Source organism: Hymenobacter segetis (genome assembly GCF_054776495.1).
Genome location: NZ_BAAHBV010000002.1, coordinates 1,510,910 through 1,531,114 on the forward strand (window position 1 = coordinate 1,510,910; position 20,205 = coordinate 1,531,114).

The 20,205-nt window shown below is 62.0% G+C and carries 11 protein-coding genes and 1 riboswitch; of the genes, 3 read left to right on the top strand and 8 right to left on the bottom strand.

Translation table 11 applies throughout. The annotated features are described in order from the left end of the window. Window positions 1-36 precede the first annotated feature (36 nt). Window positions 37-251: riboswitch (cobalamin riboswitch) on the bottom strand. 28 nt (window positions 252-279) lie between these two features. The 3 genes from ACYU70_RS16750 to ACYU70_RS16760 form a co-directional block, all read right to left on the bottom strand. Further along, a complete protein-coding gene (locus tag ACYU70_RS16750) occupies window positions 280-1,143 on the bottom strand; it encodes a transporter (protein WP_342298468.1) in 864 nt (287 codons plus the stop codon). Window positions 1,144-1,211: 68 nt separating this feature from the next. Beyond that, window positions 1,212-3,659: a TonB-dependent receptor gene (locus ACYU70_RS16755; RefSeq protein WP_460616048.1), complete on the bottom strand. Its 2,448-nt coding sequence runs from the start codon at window positions 3,657-3,659 to the stop codon at window positions 1,212-1,214. Window positions 3,660-3,863: 204 nt separating this feature from the next. Next, on the bottom strand, window positions 3,864-5,258 hold the full coding sequence (locus tag ACYU70_RS16760) for a divalent metal cation transporter (RefSeq protein WP_460616049.1): 1,395 nt from the start codon (window positions 5,256-5,258) through the stop codon (window positions 3,864-3,866). 242 nt (window positions 5,259-5,500) lie between these two features. On the opposite strand from ACYU70_RS16760, the gene ACYU70_RS16765 reads away from it, so the two are divergent. After that, window positions 5,501-6,496 carry a cation diffusion facilitator family transporter gene (locus ACYU70_RS16765; protein ID WP_342298465.1) on the top strand — a complete coding sequence of 332 codons (996 nt, stop codon included), beginning with the start codon at window positions 5,501-5,503 and terminating at the stop codon, window positions 6,494-6,496. A 229-nt stretch (window positions 6,497-6,725) separates the two neighbouring features. On the opposite strand, the gene ACYU70_RS16770 is transcribed toward ACYU70_RS16765, so the two are convergent. Beyond that, window positions 6,726-10,799 carry a fibronectin type III domain-containing protein gene (locus ACYU70_RS16770; protein WP_342298464.1) on the bottom strand — a complete coding sequence of 1,358 codons (4,074 nt, stop codon included), beginning with the start codon at window positions 10,797-10,799 and terminating at the stop codon, window positions 6,726-6,728. A 566-nt stretch (window positions 10,800-11,365) separates the two neighbouring features. Between ACYU70_RS16770 and ACYU70_RS16775 the strand changes: the two genes are divergently transcribed. Next, a complete protein-coding gene (locus tag ACYU70_RS16775; protein ID WP_342298463.1) occupies window positions 11,366-14,368 on the top strand; it encodes a gliding motility-associated C-terminal domain-containing protein in 3,003 nt (1,000 codons plus the stop codon). 109 nt (window positions 14,369-14,477) lie between these two features. Here the strand turns inward: ACYU70_RS16775 and ACYU70_RS16780 are convergent, their stop codons facing one another. Continuing rightward, entirely contained in the window at window positions 14,478-15,875 is a 1,398-nt protein-coding gene (locus ACYU70_RS16780; protein ID WP_342298462.1) for a PQQ-dependent sugar dehydrogenase, read from the bottom strand. Window positions 15,876-16,009: 134 nt separating this feature from the next. Here ACYU70_RS16780 and ACYU70_RS16785 point away from each other — a divergent pair, with 134 nt between their 5' ends. Beyond that, window positions 16,010-16,468, top strand: coding sequence for a GNAT family N-acetyltransferase (locus ACYU70_RS16785; protein WP_342298461.1), 459 nt, complete (start codon window positions 16,010-16,012; stop codon window positions 16,466-16,468). 4 nt (window positions 16,469-16,472) lie between these two features. Here the strand turns inward: ACYU70_RS16785 and ACYU70_RS16790 are convergent, their stop codons facing one another. The 3 genes from ACYU70_RS16790 to ACYU70_RS16800 form a co-directional block, all read right to left on the bottom strand. Next, window positions 16,473-17,084: a DNA-3-methyladenine glycosylase gene (locus ACYU70_RS16790; protein WP_342298459.1), complete on the bottom strand. Its 612-nt coding sequence runs from the start codon at window positions 17,082-17,084 to the stop codon at window positions 16,473-16,475. Window positions 17,085-17,089: 5 nt separating this feature from the next. After that, a complete protein-coding gene (locus ACYU70_RS16795; RefSeq protein WP_342298458.1) occupies window positions 17,090-19,039 on the bottom strand; it encodes a carboxypeptidase-like regulatory domain-containing protein in 1,950 nt (649 codons plus the stop codon). A gap of 119 nt (window positions 19,040-19,158) precedes the next feature. Further along, window positions 19,159-20,157: an aspartate-semialdehyde dehydrogenase gene (locus ACYU70_RS16800; RefSeq protein ID WP_342298455.1), complete on the bottom strand. Its 999-nt coding sequence runs from the start codon at window positions 20,155-20,157 to the stop codon at window positions 19,159-19,161. Window positions 20,158-20,205 lie beyond the last annotated feature (48 nt).

Below are 20,205 nucleotides of genomic sequence, written 5' to 3' on the forward strand. Positions count from 1 at the left end.
CCTGTTCTCTTTCTCCATTCGTCCTCCGCGAATGCTGAACCTGTGAATGTCCGGGCAGGTCTCCTGGCTTGCTTCGCCGAGCGGGCCGCCTTCCCATTTAGTCGATTGAAAATCAATCAGCAAACAGTGGCATTCGTGGCCCGCCCCGATGTGAAGCGTACAGTTGCGGGGACAGCTCCGGCATTGAACCGGATTCCCTTTTCAGCCGCGCCCCGCGATTGGGGTCTGGCACCTTGACGGGGCAAAGGTACGGGAAGGACGGTTAGCAGGGCGCGCGCCTTAGCGCCGGAAGCTCATGCCGATGAAATATTCGCGGTCCACGGAATTGGTGATGGGCAGGTGGGTGCCAAAATCGAGCTGCACGTTGTCGCTCACGTCGAGCTGCGCCCCGGTGTTGATGGAGCTCAGCCATGAGGACTGGCGCACGTCGCGGTAGCCCACCAACTCCGCAAATACCTGAATGAGCTTGGTGAACTGATAATCAGTGGTGAACGTGGGCGTGAGCTGCAGGTAATGCGAGTGGGTTTCGCGGTCCCAGTACACCTGCGTGGCCACCTGCCCGCCAATGCTCCAGGGCTTGTTGAGTTGGTACACCACGGGCAGCACGGCTCCGTATTCCACGGCTCCATCGCCGCGCGGGCCGCCGGTGGGCAGGGTCACGTAGCCAATCAGACCCAGGGCCCAACGGCTATTGTCGTCGCCCACCAGCGTGTGCTTCAGGCGCAGATTCAGGTCGCCGAGGCCGCGAAAAACGGCCGTCTGGCCGGGGTCGGCATCATCGTAGTTGCGGGTATCGGTGTAGGAATCGAGGCCTACTTGTAAATCCGTCCGGTCGGTGAGGCCGATTTTGGCTAGGGCGTGGTTGATGTACCAGTCGTGCCCGTAGGCCGTGCCCTCGCGGCGCGTGAGCAGGCGCAGGGCATCAGTTTCGTACTGAAAATGGCCCGCATCGACCGAATACGGGCTTTCGGTGATGCCGGGGCGGTCGGGCACCATGGGGCGCATGTATTTGCGCGGCGTAGGATTGAACAGGTTAAATTGATGTTTATCAACTTTAATCGTGTCATTTTTAACGCCCTGCTGTGCGACGGCCGGGTGCATCAACACCGTTAAAAACAAGCAAAGCGTACCGAAACGAAGCATAGCGCGAAGAGAAAGAGAGCCCCGCATACGCAGTTTCCAGCTGAACAGTCGACTTCCGGCAGGTTAGTTTAGAACGGCACCACCACTTTCACCGCCACATTCCGGCCGGGGTTGTAGATACCCAAGCGGCCATTGGGCGCGGCGGCGTAGTATTCGAAGTATTTCAAACGGTTGAGGTGGGCTTGGTAAGCGGTGTCGAACACGTTATCAACCTGCACGATGAGCTGCACCACCGGCCGGCCGCCCGGGCTCGCCAAAGTAGTGCCCGCCCCCAGGCCCAGCAGGGCATAGCCGGCGGTGGCGGTTTCGGTGTTGTCGAGGGCGTAGAAGTGATTTTGGCTGGCGCTGCCCTCCACCGTGGCCCGGAAATAGGTGCCCGTGAGGCGGCCTTTGCCAGTGGGCAGCGTGGCGCGCACCTCGGAGCGGGCCCGCAGTGGCGGGATGAGCGGCAGGTAGCGGGCGGCTTCGCCTTGGCGTTCGAGCAGGTTGGCGTCGGCGTTCTGGCCGTTCACGAAGGCTACGCTGTTGTTGAGCGCCAGCCACGGCAGGGCGGCGGGCCGCCAGTTCAGGCTGGCTTCCAGGCCGTAGAGACGGGCGGCGGATTGCTGGAACTGGTAGGTGGTGTTGCCGGGCACGATGACGACCGGCTGCCCGGCCTCGTTCAGCAAGCGGCCCTGGTAAATGAAGTTCTGCACGTAGTTGTGGAACACCTCCACTGAGGCATCGAGCGTGGCTTGGTGCCAGAGCACGCCCACGTCCTGCTGCCAGCTGAACTCGGGCCGGAAGCTGCGGTTGCCAAGATACACGATGTGCGCGCCGGGGTCGAGGCCGTTGGAGCCAATTTCGGGGATGTTGGGGGCGCGGTAGCCGCGGGCCAGGTTGGCGCGTAGCGTGAGCTGCTCCGTGGCCACACAGCTCGCCCCCGCACTGGCCGACACGCCCTGATAGCGCTGCCGAAACGCCGGAAACGGCAGTTCCGCTCCCACCGCGCCGGGGCCGGCCGCGCCCGCAAACCCAGTGGCCGGGTTGGGGGCCAGGTAGAAATCATTCCAAGTCACGAGGCGGGTATCGTAGCGCAGGCCGCCGCTCAGCTCCAGCTTGCCCAGGGGCTTTTTTAGAAGCAGAAAGCCGCCCGCGTCCAGCAGGTTGTAGTCGGGAATGGGGAAATCGGTGGCGTTCTGGTGGCGGTTGAGCTGGCCCATGCCGTTGCTGCCGAGGCTGATTTGCAGGCCCTGCCAGTCGGGCAGGTGGTAGCGCACATCGTAGGTGTAGGTGGTGAGGCGCAGGGCCAGGCCGGGCTGGCCGGGCGCGGTGGGGTGGTTGAATTCCTCCCGCGTGTTCTGCTGCGCGCCCAGCAGCAGGTGCAGCTCGCCGCCCCCCAGGTGCAGCTGCGTTTTGGTGAATACCCGGTAGTGCTGAATGCGCTGATGCAGCGGGCTGATGGCATAGGAGCTCAGCTCATCATCACTCACCAGCGGCCGTTTTTTGATGTCATCCAGCCCGCTCTCGGCCACCTGACGGGTGAAACGGCGGCTTAGCGAGTCGCGGCTGCCATCCGGGATTTCCTGTTGATTGTCGTACAGCGTGAGGTACCAGTGCGAGCTGCCCCAGTGCTTGCTCACGCCGGCCATCCCCGTCAGGGTCAGCTCTCGAAAACCGGTGTTGTACACGCGACCATCCACACTGTTCCGGTAGTCGCGCGCCAAGCGGTGGCTGGCCCGGAAGCTGGTCTGGAACCCATTTTTCTGGTAATTCAGCCCCAGCGAATTTCCCACTAAGCCGTTGGCCGACTGGTACTCATTGAGGACTTCGCCACGCAGCCGGCCTTCGGGGCCGCTGGGCAAGGCGGGCAGTAGATTCACCACGCCGGCCACGGCATCGGAGCCATAGAGCAGGCTGGCGGGGCCTTTCACCACTTCCACGCGCTCGATGTCGTAGCCATCCACCTCCACGCCGTGCTCATCGCCCCACTGCTGGCCTTCCTGCCGCAGGCCGTTGTAGAGGGTCAGCACGCGGTTGTAGCCCAGCCCCCGAATGAAGGGTTTCGACACGTTGGGGCCGGTGGTAACGGCGCTCAGGCCCGGAATGCCCCGCACGGCCGCGTCGATGACGTTGGTGTTGGCATTGAGGTTGATTTCGCGGCGGCTGAGGGTGGCAATGGGTACGGGGCTGCGCCGGATTTCGGTGGCCCGGCTCACGCCCGTCACCACCACTTCGCCTAGGTCAGCGGCGGTGGCTTGCAGCAGGAAATCAACCGTTTGGGATTGGCCGGCGGTTACCTCGGCGCGCTGCTCTATGGGCGCGAAGCCCACGGCGCTGGCCCGCAGGCGCACTGCCCCGGCCGGCACGCCGGCTAGCTCGTAGTGGCCCGCCGCGTCGGCCACGGCCCCCAGCGTGGTGCCCAACACCGCCACGCTGGCAAACGGCACCGGCTGGCGGGCGGCACCGCGCACTACCCCGCCAATAGTAGGCAACTGAGCGAAAGCCAGTTGCGGCACCAAAATAAATAGTATCAACAGTATTTTCACAGCTATTTTATTGGATATAAAAGGACATGGGGATTCTGCGCCGCAAAATGTGCGGGTGCTAACCTTGAAACCCAGAGTTGATTGGGAAATGGAAAAAAGTCCAGAGCGGCGAGTTACAATCTCGCCTCACCCGTTGGCTCGCAGCTCACGCCTTCACGCGCAAACTGCGGCCAGCGGGACCAGAAGAAATTATTAGCCGAAGAAGGTTTGCCAGAGCAAAAACACGTTGAGGCTGATGATGATACCCGACACTACCCAAGCCACGATTTTTACCCACGGCCGATTCACAAACACGCCCATTTTGGCCTTGCTGCTAGTGAAAAGCACCAGCGGCACCACCGCGAAACTGAGCTGCAATGAGAGAATTACCTGGCTGAGCACCAGCAGCTGCCCTGTCCCCTTCTCGCCGTAGAGGATGGCCACTATCAAGGCCGGTATCACGGCAATGAGGCGCGTAATGAGTCGGCGCACCCAGGGCTTCAGCTTCAAATCGAGGAAGCCTTCCATCACAATCTGGCCGGCCAGCGTGCCGGTCAGCGTCGAATTCTGGCCCGAGGCGAGCAGGGCAATTGCAAACAGCGCACTGGCCGCACCCGCACCCAGCACCGGCGTGAGCAATTTGTGGGCATCGGCAATATCGGCCACGTCCTCATGACCCTTGCCGTGGAAGGCCGCCGCCGCCGTCACCAGAATGGCCGCATTCACAAAAAACGCCAGAAACAGCGCCAGCGTCGAGTCGATGGTGGCGAACTTGATGGCCGAGCGTTTGCCCGGCTCGTCCTGCGGAAAGGCCCGCGTTTGCACGATGCTGGAGTGCAGGTAGAGGTTGTGCGGCATCACCGTAGCCCCCAGAATGCCGATGGCCACGTACAGCATTTGCGGGTTAGTCACCACTTCGAGGCGTGGGACCAACCCCTTGCTCAGCGCCAGCCAGTCGGGGTGCGAGGCGATGATTTCATAGAGAAAACAGCCGAAAATCAGCACGATAAGGCCGGCCACGATGTTTTCGATGATGCGAAAGCCCTTGTTCTGAAAGTATAGCACCACCAGCACATCCAGCGTGGTGAAGACCACGCCCCAGGCCAGCGGCAGGCCAAACAGCAGCTTGAGCGCAATGGCCGAGCCGATGACTTCGGCCAAGTCGCAGGCCGCGATGGCAATTTCGCACAGCACCCACAGCATCAGGCTGATGGGGCGCGAGTAGTGGTCGCGGCAGGCCTGGGCCAGGTCGCGCCCGGTCACGATGCCCAGCTTAGCCGCCAGGTGCTGGAGCAGCATGGCGAACAGGTTGGAAATCAGCACCACCGACAGCAGCGTATAGCCGTAGCGGGCCCCGCCAGCCAGGTCGGTGGCCCAGTTGCCGGGGTCCATGTATCCCACGGCCACCAGCAGGCCCGGCCCCCAGAAGGCCATCAGCTTGCGCCAGAATGGGGCATCAGCCGGTGGCACCTTGATGGTGGCGAAAACCTCGCTCAGCGAGTTGCCCCGCCGGGCGTGGCGCCAGCCGGTTTCGACGGCCGGTTGCTTGGGTTCAGTAATAATGGATGGAGGCACGTTGGAGGACTGATTCACTTCAAATTTACACATTTTTAGGTTAACCTAAAAATTATTTTCGACCGACTTAAATACATGATTGCGCGAAAAAAGTTGTGTCCGCCAGGCAATTATTCGCCGCGCCAGAAAAGCCCGGCACTGGCGCAGGTATCGGCGGCCGAACCATTTAGGTATAATCAGGCATTAGCAGCGATGCCAGCCGGCAAAGCCCCGCTCGTAATACGCCGCCCTGCTTGCGGCCGGTGCCCGACCTTTGCACCGAAAAATCCCGCCGCATGACGCCCTCCCAAACCAAGTACCGCCTCGGCCTGCTGTCCCTCGTGGTCAGCATCGGGCTCGTGGCCATCAAGTTCTACGCCTACCACCTCACCCGCTCCCAGGCAGTGCTCACCGATGCCCTGGAAAGCATCATCAACGTGGCTACCAGCGGCTTTGCGCTCTACAGCCTCTACCTGTCCAGCCTGCCCAAGGACGAAAACCACCCCTACGGCCACGGCAAAATCGAGAACCTGTCGCTCGGGTTTGAAGGGGGGCTGATTTTCATGGCCGGCGCATTCATTCTCTACAGCGCCAGCGGGCACTTCTGGCACCCCCACCCCGTGGCCCGGCCCGACTGGGGCGTGCTGCTTCTGGCCAGCACTGCCGTGGTGAACCTAGGTGTGGGCCTGCTGCTGGTGCGCAACGGCAAGCGCCTGAAATCGGTGGCGCTGGTGGGCGACGGGCAACACCTTTACATTGATGCACTCACGTCCATCGTGTCGTCGGGGGCGCTGGTGCTGGTGGCGGCCACCGGCATCGTGCGGTTCGACTCGGGCGCGGCACTGCTGCTAGGCGGCTTCATACTGGTGAATGGCGGGCGGATGCTGCGCCGGGCCGTATCGGGCCTGATGGACGAAACCGATACCGCCGTGGTGGCCGAGGTCATTGCCGAGCTTCAGGCCCAGCGCCGCGCGCCCTGGATTGACGTGCACAACCTGCGCGTACAGCGCTACGGGTCCAACCTCCACATCGACTGCCACATGCAGATGCCCTACTACTTCACCCTCGACCAGGTACACACCGAGCTGCACGATATTGAGGAGCTCATCCGGGCGCGCTTTGCCGTGGAAGTCGAAATGTTCGTACACGCCGACCCCTGCACCTTTGCCGCCTGCTCGCTGTGCCTGATGCCGGAGTGCCCGGTGCGCCAGTTTGCCCTGCGCCACGAGGTAACCTGGACCGTGCAGAACGCCGTGAAGAACGAGCGGCACCACCTCGGGCAGCCCGCTTAATTAACCCAAGTTGCGGAGCAGCCGCACAGCGGTGAAAGGCTTGTAGCACTGAGCCACCCTGAACGATAAAGCCGCCTAGCGGTGATAGAAAGGGCCAAAGAAAGAACTGAATACTTCCTGAACACGGCACCTTAATAACACCTTCACACTTCGGCCTATCCCTGGGGTTCGGGCACAAAAAAAGGGCCGGCAAATTGCCGGCCCTTTTCGTTGCGGTTAGTGCGGAGGGTTATTCCAGCACCACTTTGCGGGTCAGTACCTGGCCGCCTACCATCACGCGGAGCGTGTAGAGGCCCGTGGCCAGACCGCGGGTGCTCATGGTTTGCTCGGCGGTGCCGCTCAGGGCTTTGGTAGCCACTACCTGGCCCAGGGCGTTCAGCAGCGTAGCCTGGCCGGCTGCGCTCAGGCCACTCAGGCGCAGCGTGAGCTGGCCGGTGTTGCTCGGGTTGGGGTACACCTGCAGCGCGTCGGTGTTGGACTGAGCGCTGGTGGCAGTAACGGTACCCAGCGTGCTCACCGACATCGTGAACGAACCCGTGGCGTTGCCGGTAGCATAGTTGGAAACGGCCATGTAGTACGTGGTACCAGCGGTGAGGCCCGTTACCGAGACAGGTCCCGAAAAGCCGGTAGAACCACCCGCGCTCCGGCAGAACACCTGCGTGAAGGGGCCGGTTGCACAGTTTGGCGACGTAAACACGCGTACCGCGCCAGCGGCTGCACCTTGCAGGGTAACCGAAACCGAGGTGCTACCTGCGGCCGGGGTGAATTTGTACCATACATCGTTGGGCTGCTGGGTAGGTGCGCACGAGGGCACACTGTTCAGGCCAGTCTGGGTGCTGGTGGTGGCACCCACCGTAGTACCCGTCACCGAAGGCGTACCGGCCGTCAGCGTTACGCTACCGCAGGGGTTGTCGTTGGCCGGCGGAGTCAGAGCCGTGGTGAAGCAGAAGGGGCCGGACTGGATGCTGGTGCCGTTGAAGCTGTTGCAGACCCGCGTCACATAGAAGCAGTAGTTCGTGTTCGGTGCCAGGCCCGTGGGCTTGTAGCTCTGCGTAGTCAGGTTGGCAACCACCGTGCCGCCGGTGGGCGACAAGTTGGGACCGAGGCCGAAGCGCACCGTGTAAGTGTTGCCGGGCGTGTTGCCACCAGCCCACGTGAGGCGGGCCGTCGTGCTGGCGATGCTGTCTGCACCCAGCGCCACGGGCTCGTTGCAGTTGGGCACTGCCGACGCGCAAATGGTAAAGCTGCCCAGCGCAACGGTTGAGCTGTAGCCGAATACCCGTGCGTAGTAAGTAGTGCTGGGGGTCAGGCCCGCCAAATCAAGGTCAGGAGCCGATGCCGTTGCCGACGTGCCCGAGCAGCCCAGGGATGCAAACGTACCCGTGCAGCTTGTAGCCGAAAACACCTGTACCTGGCTGGCGGCCACGCCCGTTACCGAGAGGCGTACTGCCGTGCTGGTCGGGCCGACGGCGGCAGTGGTGAACGAGTACCACACATCGCGCGGAGCGGTGTTGGAGCCGGCGCAAGCGCTGGTGGTGATACCGGTACCCGTGGTGGCAGTAGCGCCAACAGTGGTAGTCGAGAGCGGGGAGCAGGAAGACGTCACCGGCAGCACCGTGGCGCCGCAAGGGTTGTCGTTGGTGATGGCCGTTGCGAAAGTGCCCGGACCACCTGGGGTGGAATTGGTACCACCGCCGCAGTTCAGCGTCACATAAAAATCGTAGGACGTGCCCGAGTTCAGGCCTGTAGCCGTGTACGGCGGAGCCGTCAGGTTCGGAACAACGGTGCCCGTGCCACGCACGAAGCCGGCGGGGCCGTACTCCAACGTGTAGGTGCCCGTGCCGCCGGTCAGCCACGTGAGGGTGGCAGTGGTGGTCGTGCTGGCAGTGGCGGCGAGGCCGGTCGGCCGGATACAGCCGGTAGCCGATTCCAGGACGATGTTGTCTAGGCCAATGTCCGTGCTACCGTAGTCACTCTTGCCCAGGAAACGGACGACCGACGTAGCAGACGTGCTGTTGATGGTGAACACCTGATTGGTAAAAGCAGTCGTGCTGCTGAGCTTGACCCCGCCTACGCGGCTGAAAGAGAGGCCGCCATTGGTGGAAAGCTGCACCACCAGCGAGTCGGAACCGCTGGTATTGATGAAATCAAAGGTCAGGCGTTTGGCTCCGGCCTGGCTTAGGTTCGCATACAGGTCTAAAGAGCCAAGCGTTCCGCTAGTAGCATAAGAGCTGTGGAAGCGGGCTGAATGCGCCCCCAGGCTGCCGGCCGGCGTGTAGGCTCCGTAAGTGGGGCTGGTCCAGGCAGCGATGGCCCCGTCGTCTTCGCGGCGCCAGGAGCCGTTGCCCGTGAGCGGAGTATTGCTCCAGTTGTTGTTGGGCACGTCGCGGGTATCGCAACGGCTAATCCAGGTGTTCTCAAAGCTTTCCACAATGGGCAGGGCCGCGTAGAGCGGGGCGCTGCAGCTTGTGGTGAAAGAGCCGGGGGCCGAGATTGGGCTGTTGCCCAGCGTGCCGCCGCAGTTTTGCACCACGTAGAAATCGTAAGCAGTGCTGGGAGTCAGGCCGGTGATGGTAGCCGGTGAGGTGGTAGCAGTGACGCTCTGGCCTCCGGTAGCCGGGTTGAAGCCCGTGGGGCCGTAGATGATGGTGTAGGGGCTCGTGCCGCTGGTCAGCCACGTAATAGTGGCGGCGGTAGCGGTAACGGCGGTAGCGGCGAGGCTAGCAGGCCGGAGGCAACCGGTAGCCGATTCCAGCACGATGTTGTCGAGGCCAATGTCCGTGGTGCCGTAGTCGCTCTTGCCCAAGAAACGGATTACCGACGTAGCCGAAGTGCTGTTAATATTCAGCGCCTGACCGGAGAAACCGGTTGCACTGCTGAGCTTGAATCCCCCTACACGGGTGAAAGAGGTGCCGCCATTGGTGGAAAGCTGCACCACCAGCGAGTCGGCACCGCTGGTATTAATAAAATCAAAGCTCAGACGCTTGGCTCCGGTCTGGCTTAGGTTAACATACAGGTCGAAAGCACCAGTCGAGCCGCTGGTAGCAGAATAGCTATGGAAACGGGCAGAGTGCGTGCCCAGGCTGCCGGTCGGGGTGTAAGCGCCCGAGGTGATGCTGGTCCAGGCGGCGGCAGCACCGTCGTCGTCGCGGCGCCAGGAGTTATTGCCCGTAAGTGGGTCATTGCTCCAGTTATTGCTGGGCACATCGCGGGTGTCGCAACGGTTAATCCAAGTATTCTCAAAGTTTTCCGTAACGGGGAGGGACGCGTAGAGCGGGGCGCTGCAGTTCGTGGTGAAAGAGCCGGGGGCCGAGTTTCCGCTGTTGCCGAGCGTGCCGCCGCAGTTTTGCACCACGTAAAACTGGTAAGCAGTGCTGGGGGTCAGGCCGGTGATGTTAGTCAGGGCAGTGGTGGCAGTGATGCGCTGGCCGCCGGTAGCCGGGTTGAAGCCCGTGGGGCCATAGATGATGGTGTACGGACCCGTGCCGCTGGGCACACTCCACGTAACTGTGGCGCTAGTGGACGACTGTGCCAGTACCGCCAGGTTGCGCGGGGTGGGGCAGGCGGTTACTACGGGCGGCGTGAAAGTGTATACTTGGCCGCTGGCCGGGAAAGTGGCGATGTTCTTGTTCTCCGTAGTAGTGCTGGTAGCGGGAGTAGCCGATGCATCCTGCAGCGACAGGAACGAAGAAGCTGGGCCAGTGCCCGTCGAAAGAGCACCACCCAGGCCGATGGATGCCGTGACCGCGCCCAGAGCCGCCGCTTCCGGCCGGTAAACGAGCTGCACCACGTTGGTGGTTTCATACAGCTTCACTTGCATCGACAGGCTGGCACCGGTGCCGTTGTAGCGCTTCCAGTTCAGCCACTCAAACGTAAACACCCGGTTCGGAGCCGTGCCCGTAACCAGATAGCTTGCGCGCGCGGTAGTCTCGCGCCCGTCCAGGTCATCCCAATACACCCCAATTACCGGGTGGTTGGTGGCGTTGGCAGTTGACGTGTGGGCCAGGTCATTAGAATCTGAACCCGTAGCGCCCGTGTTGAACGACAAAAAGCCGTTTGAAGAGGCGACTACACTTTGGTAGGATGTGCCATCAAAAACAAACGTAAAAGGCAGGGCAATGCTGCCCGATACAGCCACATCTGCCTGCACTGCCGCCACGTTGGTGGAAGTGGAGGCCAGTGGCGTGAAAGTGCCGGAGGAGGGCACCATGGTGTAGGTGTCTACTTGGGCCCAGGCTGGCAGGTGGAAAAGGAGCAGCAGGCTCGCTAGACGGAACCAACTGTTACGTATTGGTAACTTCATAGGGGGTGGTTAAAAAAGTGAAAGAAAAAGAGGGGGTATTGAAAAAGTGGGTGACTAAGCAGCATAGAAGAGGCTCTAAATCTACAACGCAGAGATGAATTATATTGCATCTTTCTTTTGAAAGCCTGTTTATCAGTGGTTTTACGGCAGTATAGGTATTAGCACTAAGGCGCTAAAAAGCCCGCAAGAGGCCGTGTTCCCGTCGGGGTCGGGCAGTTGCCGCCCGGGTTTGGGCTGTTGCCAGCCTGCAAAGTCCTGCTCTTCCTCCGGATTGCAATATCAGGGAGAGGGGTGAAATTTTGATGCAAGAAGAGTCAAAAAAGTTCCTGTTTTGCTCTGAAAAACATTGGCTTGGCATCTTTTTTGCTGTGCATTATTACACTTGGGCTTGTGGATAAAGGCAGTAGCTAACGCACCTGCTTCTATATATGGCCTTCGCTAACTAACCCGGGCTTCTACCAAAAAAACAGTTGGCAATAGGCATTGTAGCGCTTATTGCGTTTCTTAGCATTTCATTTTCCCTCACCCCCCTCTTAATTTTTTCACCTTAGTTCATTCATTTAAATATGAAACAAACACTACATTCACTGCCAATCCGGTGGTTAGCGATTGTTTTGCTCCTGCTGGGCGGCTTCGTGCCAGCCTTTGCCTCCCACATTCAGGGGGGCCAGATAAGCTACCGGTACCTCGGGCCGGGTGCTGGCGGAAATACCGACCGCTACGAAGTAACCGTTAGCTTTTACCGGGACTGTACCGGCATCGACCTGCCGACGACTGCCATTACCCTCGAAGCCCGTCGGGGTGGTTGCAACACGGTTGCTCAAACGGCCTCCCTGGCTCCGGTAGGGGTTGCGCAGGTGGGCCAGCCCTACTGCCCCCGCGTACAGGCTGGGGTGACGTGCTCGTCGACCTCTACTCGCCCCCTCTACGAGTTTCGCAACTACGTGGGGACCATTGACCTGCTGCCCGCAGCTGAGTGGGTGCTGAGCTACGATGACTCGGCCCGCCCCAATACCGCCAACCTCACCGGCCAGGGCTCGTTCCGCTTCGAGGCCCGCCTGAACTCGCTGGTGACGCCTGCTGGCAGCACCACGCCAATGTTCCTGCACAACACGTCGGCCCAGTTCTCTGACCAGGACAAGCCGGTACCGTACGTATCCGTGAACCAGCCCGCCTCGATACTGTTTGCCGGTTCCGAGCCCGACGGTGACTCCGTTGTTTATACCCTCGATTCGCCGCTGGCAAGCTGCGGCACGCCCAACGCTTACAAAACCCGCCCCGGAACTTGCGTACCGCCCACGCCGGTGCCCGGCTGTACGTTCACCTGCCCCACCAGCAACGGCCCTGGCCAGATATACACGCCTCAGGTTCCGATTGATGTGGTTTATGACGTAACCGGCCCTTGCCCCGGTGCCCGTACCCTCACACCACGCCTCACATTCAATGCGCAAACCGGCCTGATGCAGTTCACGCCCCGCATCTTGTATAGCACGGCTCCTGTTCAGGGCGACAACAAGTACGTGGTGGTATGTAAGATTTCGGAATACCGCCTGATACCGGGCACGCGCCAGCGGGTGCTGGTGGGCTCGGTTCGCCGCGACTTCCTGGTAACGGTAGTAGATGGCCTGGGCAACTCGTCGCCCGCTACGCCTACGGCTTCGCTCGACCCCACCCAAATCGGTGGTGCCGTAGTAAACACGCCGCAGGTGACCCGGATTTCGGTGGCTTCGTGCAACTACTCTACTGCCCGGGTAGTATTTACCGACCCCGACAACGCGGCTACCCCCGGTTCGCCCAACGGTGCCGGCCAGTTCCTCACCGTGAGCTATACCGGCGCGGGCGGCATCACGGCCCTCAACAACCTGCTGCAAAACGGCGAGATTGGCACTGCTACCCTCACGCAGAACGGCAGCTTCAGCCCGGTTATCGTGTTCAACTTCCAGCCGAACCCCGCCTTTATTGGCACGACGCTGCGCTTGCCCTTCCGGGTAGAAGATGATGCCTGCCCCATCAAAGGCGTGCAGGAGCGCATCGTTGAAATCACAGTAACCGACGGCCGCCGCGTGCGGGTGCAGTCGCAGATTACAAGCCAGGGCCTGGGCAACGTGACGCCGGTTTCCATCTGCCCCGGTGGTTCGGTGAACCTGAGCGGCCTGGTTACGCGCGTTGACTCGGTGCGCCAGCTGGTGAGCGGCGTGGTAAGAACGGTAGCTCAGAGCTACGAGCTGCGCTGGACGGCCCCCAACAACAACGGCCTGCCCGCCGTGAACAGCACCCGCCTGACGGGTCCGTTCAACATCACGGTTAACCCCACGGTGACTACGCGCTACACCCTGCAAGCCAACCCGCTGGGCAGCTCGGCCTTCCCCAACACCTTCCCCATTGACAACAACGGCCAGAGCGTTTGCGGCGATACCATGTCGGTACTCGTGCGCGTTGTGCCCGAGCCTACGGTCGCCATCACCGCATCGGCCACGCAGATATGCGCCAATTCCAACACGGTTGTGACCTTGCAGGCTTTGGCCACCCGCCCCTCGGGCGTGGGTAGCACCTTGCCCGATACCTATACCTACCGCTGGTCGGGTCCGGGCGTTGCGGCCAACACTACCGGGGCTACGCTCACGGTACAGCCCACGACTCTGGGATTTAATACGTACACGGTGGTTGCCACGGGAGCTACTGCTTTTGGCTGCGATGGAACGCAGACCGTTCGAATTGAAGTAGTGCCCTTGCCAACGGCCCGCTTGGTGGCTACGCCCGCGCTGATATGCCCCGGCAGCACGGCCAGCTTGCTGGCTTCGGCTGTCAACAACGGTGGTACCAGCACTTTTACCTACCGCTTCGCTCCGGCCAACGGCTTGGCCACTGCCGACGAAACCAAAGCCAACCCCACCGTGAACCCCACCGTAACCACCCGGTACCGGGTAACGATTACGGGCGACCCCCGCAGCGGCTGCTCCGATACCACTTCGGTGCTGGTGCGCGTGCTGCCGAGTGTTGTTGCCAACTTCACGGCTTCGGCACCGCAAGACCAAGCTGGTAATTCCGTCAGCCGCCCGCCCGTATACTTCAAGCTGACCAACCAGACGGTGACCACGGGTAACACCACGGGCGCTGCCATCGCCTACGTTTGGACCTACCAGCGCACGAGCGACCCCACCGGCCTCGCTATCAACGATGCTCCGGTTACGTTCGCCAACACCGCTGCTCCGGGCCCTTTGAAACTCGAAATCGCGGGTACCTACACCATCAAACTGGCGGTTACCGTTTCTTCCGGCAACACCAACTGTACGACTTCGACTAAACTGCAAACCGTGGTAGTGCCCGACTACCAGATACCCAACGTGATTACGCCAAATGGTGACAACCAGAACGACGTGTTCAAGGTATCGACGGCTGGTACGGCCAGCAAAATGGAGATTTACAACCGCTGGGGCCGCAAGGTGTATGAGCAGGCCAACTACCAGAACAACTGGGGCGGCGACAACCAGCCCGCTGGTGTGTACTACTACCTGCTCACCGACCGCAACGGGGTGCAGACCAAAGGCTGGGTTGAAGTAGTGCGCTAGGCATTCACTTCTCACCAGATGCATCGAAAAAGGGTGCCGCGATAATCGCGGCACCCTTTTTTATTGTGGTTGACTGCAGGCCAAACCTGTTGAATAGCTGATGGGTTACTTATTCCACCACCAGCTTGCGGGTGCTGCGGCCGGCCGCGCCATCGGCCTGCACCAAGTAGGTGCCGGGGCGCAGAGCAGCAAGGTCCAGCATGGCCGTGGTGCCCGTGGGCTGCACCGAATACACGGGGCGGCCCAACAAGTCGCTCACCGTGAGCCGGCCGCCTGGCGTGGGCAACTGCACAGTAGCCTGCCGATGGGCGGGGTTGGGAAAGATATCAAAGGATAAGCCAGTGGCCGGGCGCGTGGCCGTGGGCACGTAGGCCCGGTTTTCGAGGGTCAGAATCCGGTCGTCGGTGGCGGCAGGGTTGCCCCGGCCGTCGCGGTTGCTGGTGCCGATGTACACCTTGCCAGCCGGCGACACGCAGATGGCCCGCAGCCGACCAAAGCCAGTGAAGAAATCGGTGCGGGTAGGGATGGTGAGGCCGGCGGCATCCAGGGTGAGCTGGGTGAGCTTGTGGTCTTTGAGCACGGCCAGCAGCAGGCTGCCCCGCCAGCCGGGAATGGCCGGGTGGTCGTAGTACGTGAGGCCGGCCGGGGCAATGGTGGGCGTCCAGACGGTGAGGGGCTCGCGAACGTTGTTGGCGGTGCAGAAGTTGGCTTCGCCGAGCTGGTCGCAGAGGCCCTCCACGTTGGGCCAGCCGTAGTTACGGCCCGCTTCTATCTTGTTTATTTCGTCGTCGTTATTCGGGCCATGCTCCGAACTGTAGATGCGGCCATTGGGCAGCTGCACCAAGCCCTGCGGGTTGCGGTGGCCGAAGGTGTAGAGGCGGCTGCCGGCAATGGGATTATTGGCCGGCGTAGTACCGTCCAAGTTCAGGCGCAGGATTTTACCATTAAGCGAAGCCGTGCTTTGGGCCTGCGACTGTTGCTGAGCATCGCCGGTGCTCATCAGGAGCGTGCCGTCGGCGAGGATAAGCAGGCGGGAGCCGCTGTGCGTGGTGGCGGCGTCGATGCTGCCCAGCAGCACCAGCGGGGCCGTGAGCGTGCCCGCCGTAGCCGAATACGTGTAGCGCACCAGCTTTTCTTTGAGCCCGCCCGCGTCGGTGTAGTTATACACCACGAATACATAGGGCGAGGTGGCAAATTGCGGATGCAGCACCATGCCCAGCAGGCCGCTCTCGCCGGTTTCGGTCACGTCGGCGATGGTGAGCAGCGGCAGCACCTGCCCGGTGGACGGGTTCACACGGCTGATGCGGCCGCCGCGCTCGGTCATCCAGATAAAATTATCGGGGCCCCACACCAGCTCCCAGATGGTGTTCAGGTTGGAGGCCAGGGCCGAGACCGTGACTGTGGTGGTGCCCACCGAAAACGTGGTGAGGGCCGGTGCCTGGGCACAGGCGACGAGCGGCAGCCCCGTGGCGCACACGGCCAGCAACGCATTACGTAGAGATTTCATGGCAATAGGCAGTAGGTGATGGAATGAAAAACCGCTGTTTATCAAAAGATAACGAAACTCTGCCGCTGCCGGATGAGGCTTGCGCTCTCAAAAGCCATTTTTGTAGCTTGCAGCAACCTTACGCTATTTCCGACATGGCTGACTTTTTCACCGCCGCCCACCCCGCTGGCTACACCCTCAGCACCGACCCGGCCCGGCTCGACCTCACCGCCATTCACCGCTGGCTGAGCGAAGAATCGTACTGGGCGAAGCACATTCCGCGCGCCACCGTGGAGCGCGCCGTGGCCAACTCCCTCAATTTCGGCCTCTATGCGCCCGATGGCCGCCAGGCCGGCTTCGCCCGCGTGGTGACGGACCGGGCCACGTTTGCTTGGCTCTGCGACGTGTTTGTGCTGCCCGAATTCCGGGGCCACGGCCTCTCCAAGTGGCTGGTGAAGCAGATGCTGGCCCACCCCGACCTGCAAAACCTGCGCCGCCACCTGCTCGCCACCTTCGATGCCCATACCCTCTACCAGCGCTTCGGCTACGAGCCGCTGGACCGACCCGAGCGCTGGCTCGAAATCAAAAAGGCTAATCCGTACCCGGCACCGTAGCCCGTTACTTCGCCGGACTGGTCCACTTGCTGTCTTTCAGCCGAAACCGCCACGGCAACCCGGAGGCCTCTTCGCCGGCGTACGCCAAACCCACCCGCGCACTGGCCATTACGTCGGCATCGGCCACCCTTTCGCCGTGGTCTTCAATCCAGATGATGTCACCGGTAACCGGCTGGCCGGTGAGGGCGGGCGTGATGCCCAGCGCCTGACTCAGCACGCCCGGGCCGGCGGTGAGGGCGCGCACGGGCCGGGCCAGCCCGCGCCGGCGCAGCATCTCTTCCACGCCAATGGTTGGTTCGATGGCCCGAATGAGCACTGCATCGGGGTGCTGCGCATCGTGCGTGGCAATGTTGAATAGAGCGTGGCGGTTGTACACGGTATAGATGTAGGCGTGGCCGCCGGGCACGTGCAGGCCCTGGGCCTGGTGCCGCTTGCGCTGCAGGTGCATCGTGAGCGAGTTGTCGCCCTCATGTCGGTAGGCCTCGGTTTCGACGATACGGCCGGCAGTTATCACGCCATCGATGTGGGTGTAGAGGTGCTTGCCCAGCAGGTCGCAGGCAATGGCCAGCACATTGGGGCGCTGGAAGAAAGCGGCGGGGAGTTTGGGTTGCGGCATAAGTCTCAGCGGACGCGGTAGCGCAGCCCGATGCTCAGCAACCAGTACTGCTGCTGCCACGGCAGGCGCGTGGTGGGCTGGTCGTTCACGCGCAGGTCTACGTCGGCGGCCGGCAAATCGACGGTGGCGGAGCTGCGGAAAAGGAAGAAGCCGCTCTCCTCATCCAGCTGCAGCTGCGTTTTGCTGCGCAATGGCACCAGATAGCTGGCATCGGCCACCAGCTCGAACTTATGGCTCAGTTCCAGCCCCAGGCCCAGGGAAGGGCGCAGAGCGTCGCTCACGGTTTGCACGCGGGCGCTTAGCTCATCGGCCCCCAGGTGGGTACCATTCACGCGCAAACCAGCGTCGGGATTATCGAAAGAGCCCAGAGGGAGGCCCACAGTTTGGCGGATATAGCCCAGGCCGGCGCGGCCGTAGAGCGGCCGGTGGCGCGGGTTGAAGTTGTGCTCGTAACTCAGGCCCGCTTCCCAGCCGTCGCCCTTGAACTGCCGATACAGGCGCTGCGTGCCCAGGCTTAATGCCAACGCCGGCGTCAGGGCATACTGGTACTCAAACTGCGTGATGATGGTCAAATCCTGCGCACTCACCTGCGCCGTGCGCTGCATCTGCAGGCCGTAGCCGGCCGGCGCATACGCCACCATCAGGCCGGCTGCGGGCACGGCCAGCGGCCAGGCCCCGGCGTGCGAGCCGTAGCTAAAGCGTTTCAGAAAGCGGTCGAAGCCACTCAACTGCTTCTGCTGCGGGGCCGTCCCGGCCTCGGCGGGCTTGAACAAGGAATCCGTCTGCTGCTGGCGCTGCTGGTCGAACAGGCTTTTTTGCAGGGCCGTGGGCGGCAGCAGCGTGGTATGGCCCTGCCAGAACGCCGAGTCGTAGGCCACGGCGTTGCGCAGGAACACATCATTGTACTGGGCCCGCTCTATGTAACCGGGCCGGGGCGTTTGAGCGGTGTCGATGGCCGTGGTCAGGAATTCGCCAAAATAGTTGAGTGGCGGGCCGATGGGCAGCTTCAGCTTGGTTTGCCACCACACGGTTTTCAGATGCCAGCGGCCGGCGTAGAATTGATAAGCCACGCGCAGGCTGCGCGAGTCGGCGGCATGCGGCGAGTTGTTGAGGCCGGCGGGCGTGTAGTGCCACTCGGCCCCGAGGAAGGCGTAGCTGTCTTGGTCGATGTACATGCGGCCTTCGAAGTCGGCGCGGCGGTTGCCGGCCTTCGGCGCGAAGGTGATGACGTACACCGGGCGGTCCTGGAAGGTAGTGCCCGGCGCGAGGCGGTAGTCGTAGTCCTTGAAATGAGCGGGGTCGATGAACTGCGAGCGCCGGTGCACAAAATCGCCCATGTGCACGATGAACGGCCCGCCCGCCCAGTCGATGCGAATGGGCTGCCGGTCCGGCCGCAAATCAACCTTGCGCGACTGCTTTATCTGCACCTCCCCCTCCGCCGTGCGCCGCTGATACGGCTCCTTAAACGCCAGCAGCAGCCCCTCGGCCAAATAGCGCGGCTGCCCGGCCAGGTCGTTGTCCGACTCCCGATAGAAGCCCGTGAGCTGGGTGGGCCGCGTGGGGTAGTTGCGCGGAATGCGCGCCACCGCCTCGCGCACAATGCCCAGCACCGAGCCTGTTACCTGCACCTCGCCCAGCGCCGCCGGGCTGATTTTTAGTTCGATAAGCAGCTCCGGCCCCGGCAGCGGCGGCAGCGGCCGGCTGTAGCTGCGGTAACCCAGCAGGGCCACCGTCAGCCGTTCCCGGGCATAGGCCGGCGGGATGCTCAAAGCAAAGCGGCCGTCGTCATTCGTACTGGTGCCAATGCGGTTATCGGCCACGCCCACCTGGGCGTTGGGGATGGGCTGGTGGGTTTCGGCATCCAGCACCCGGCCTCGTAGCACCAATTGCGCCCGGGCCGGGCCGGCCAGCAGCACCAGCCACAGCAATAAAAAACGGCCCTTCAGAGCTGGCATAGGCTGAAAGCTATAGAGGCGCATAGTTGCGTCTCGGCGTTGAACGATTCCGCCCGCGCCTTTAGCGTTGGCCGTTCAATGACGAGACGCAAATATGCGCCTCCACAGCATTTTTTCAGCTATTTCGCTGGCACCTGCTGGCTCAGCAGGTACTCGGCAATCTGCACGGCGTTGGTGGCGGCACCTTTGCGCAGGTTGTCGGCCACCACCCACATATTCAGGGTTTTGGGTTGGGTTTCGTCGCGACGCAGGCGGCCTACCAGCACGGCATCTTTGCCGTGGCTGTCTTTGGGCATGGGGTAGGTGTTGGTTGAGGGGTCATCTACCAGCTCCACGCCGGGCGTGTGGGCGAGGATTTCGCGCACTTCGGCCAGGTCAAATTCCTCGGCAAACTCCACGTTGATGGACTCCGAATGCCCGCCCATCACCGGAATCCGCACGCAGGTGGCCGTCACGCGGATGCTGTCGTCGCCCATGATTTTCTTCGTTTCGTTCACCATTTTCAGCTCCTCCTTGGTGTAGCCGTTGGGCTCGAACACGTCGATGTGGGGCAGCACGTTCAGGTCGATGGGGTGCGGGTAGGCGGGGTTGCTGGCCGTTTGGCCGGCACGCTCTTCGAGGAGCTGGTCCACGGCTTTTTTGCCGGTGCCGGTCACGCTCTGGTAGGTGCTCACCACGATGCGGCGCACGCGGTATTTCTTGTGCAAATCATTCAATGCCACCACCATCTGAATGGTCGAGCAGTTGGGATTGGCAATGATTTTATCTTCCGGCGTGAGGGTGTCGGCGTTCAGCTCGGGCACCACCAGCTTCTTGGTGGGGTCCATGCGCCAGGCCGAGGAGTTGTCGATAACGGTGGTGCCCACGGCGGCGAAGCGCGGCGCGTGCTCCTTGCTCACGGAGCCGCCAGCCGAGAAAATGGCAATGTCGGGCCGGGCCGCGATGGCATCGTCCATGCTCACCACGGGGTACTTTTTGCCTTGGAACTCGATAAACTGGCCCACCGATTTGGCCGAAGCCACGGGCAGCAGCTCGGTGAGGGGAAACTGACGCTCGGCCAATACTTTCAATAGCTCGGTGCCCACCAGGCCGGTGGCACCCACAACAGCAATTTTCATGGAAAAAGCAGAAAAATAAACAGGCGCACTAACGGGCACGCGCCCGCA

Coding starts and splice junctions, on each gene's coding strand:
- ACYU70_RS16750 (WP_342298468.1), bottom strand. CDS start 1,143: ATGCTTCGTTTCGGTACGCTTTGCTTGTTTTTAACGGTGTTGATGCAC.
- ACYU70_RS16760 (WP_460616049.1), bottom strand. CDS start 5,258: ATGTGTAAATTTGAAGTGAATCAGTCCTCCAACGTGCCTCCATCCATT.
- ACYU70_RS16765 (WP_342298465.1), top strand. CDS start 5,501: ATGACGCCCTCCCAAACCAAGTACCGCCTCGGCCTGCTGTCCCTCGTG.
- ACYU70_RS16770 (WP_342298464.1), bottom strand. CDS start 10,799: ATGAAGTTACCAATACGTAACAGTTGGTTCCGTCTAGCGAGCCTGCTG.
- ACYU70_RS16775 (WP_342298463.1), top strand. CDS start 11,366: ATGAAACAAACACTACATTCACTGCCAATCCGGTGGTTAGCGATTGTT.
- ACYU70_RS16780 (WP_342298462.1), bottom strand. CDS start 15,875: ATGAAATCTCTACGTAATGCGTTGCTGGCCGTGTGCGCCACGGGGCTG.
- ACYU70_RS16785 (WP_342298461.1), top strand. CDS start 16,010: ATGGCTGACTTTTTCACCGCCGCCCACCCCGCTGGCTACACCCTCAGC.
- ACYU70_RS16790 (WP_342298459.1), bottom strand. CDS start 17,084: ATGCCGCAACCCAAACTCCCCGCCGCTTTCTTCCAGCGCCCCAATGTG.
- ACYU70_RS16795 (WP_342298458.1), bottom strand. CDS start 19,039: ATGCCAGCTCTGAAGGGCCGTTTTTTATTGCTGTGGCTGGTGCTGCTG.
- ACYU70_RS16800 (WP_342298455.1), bottom strand. CDS start 20,157: ATGAAAATTGCTGTTGTGGGTGCCACCGGCCTGGTGGGCACCGAGCTA.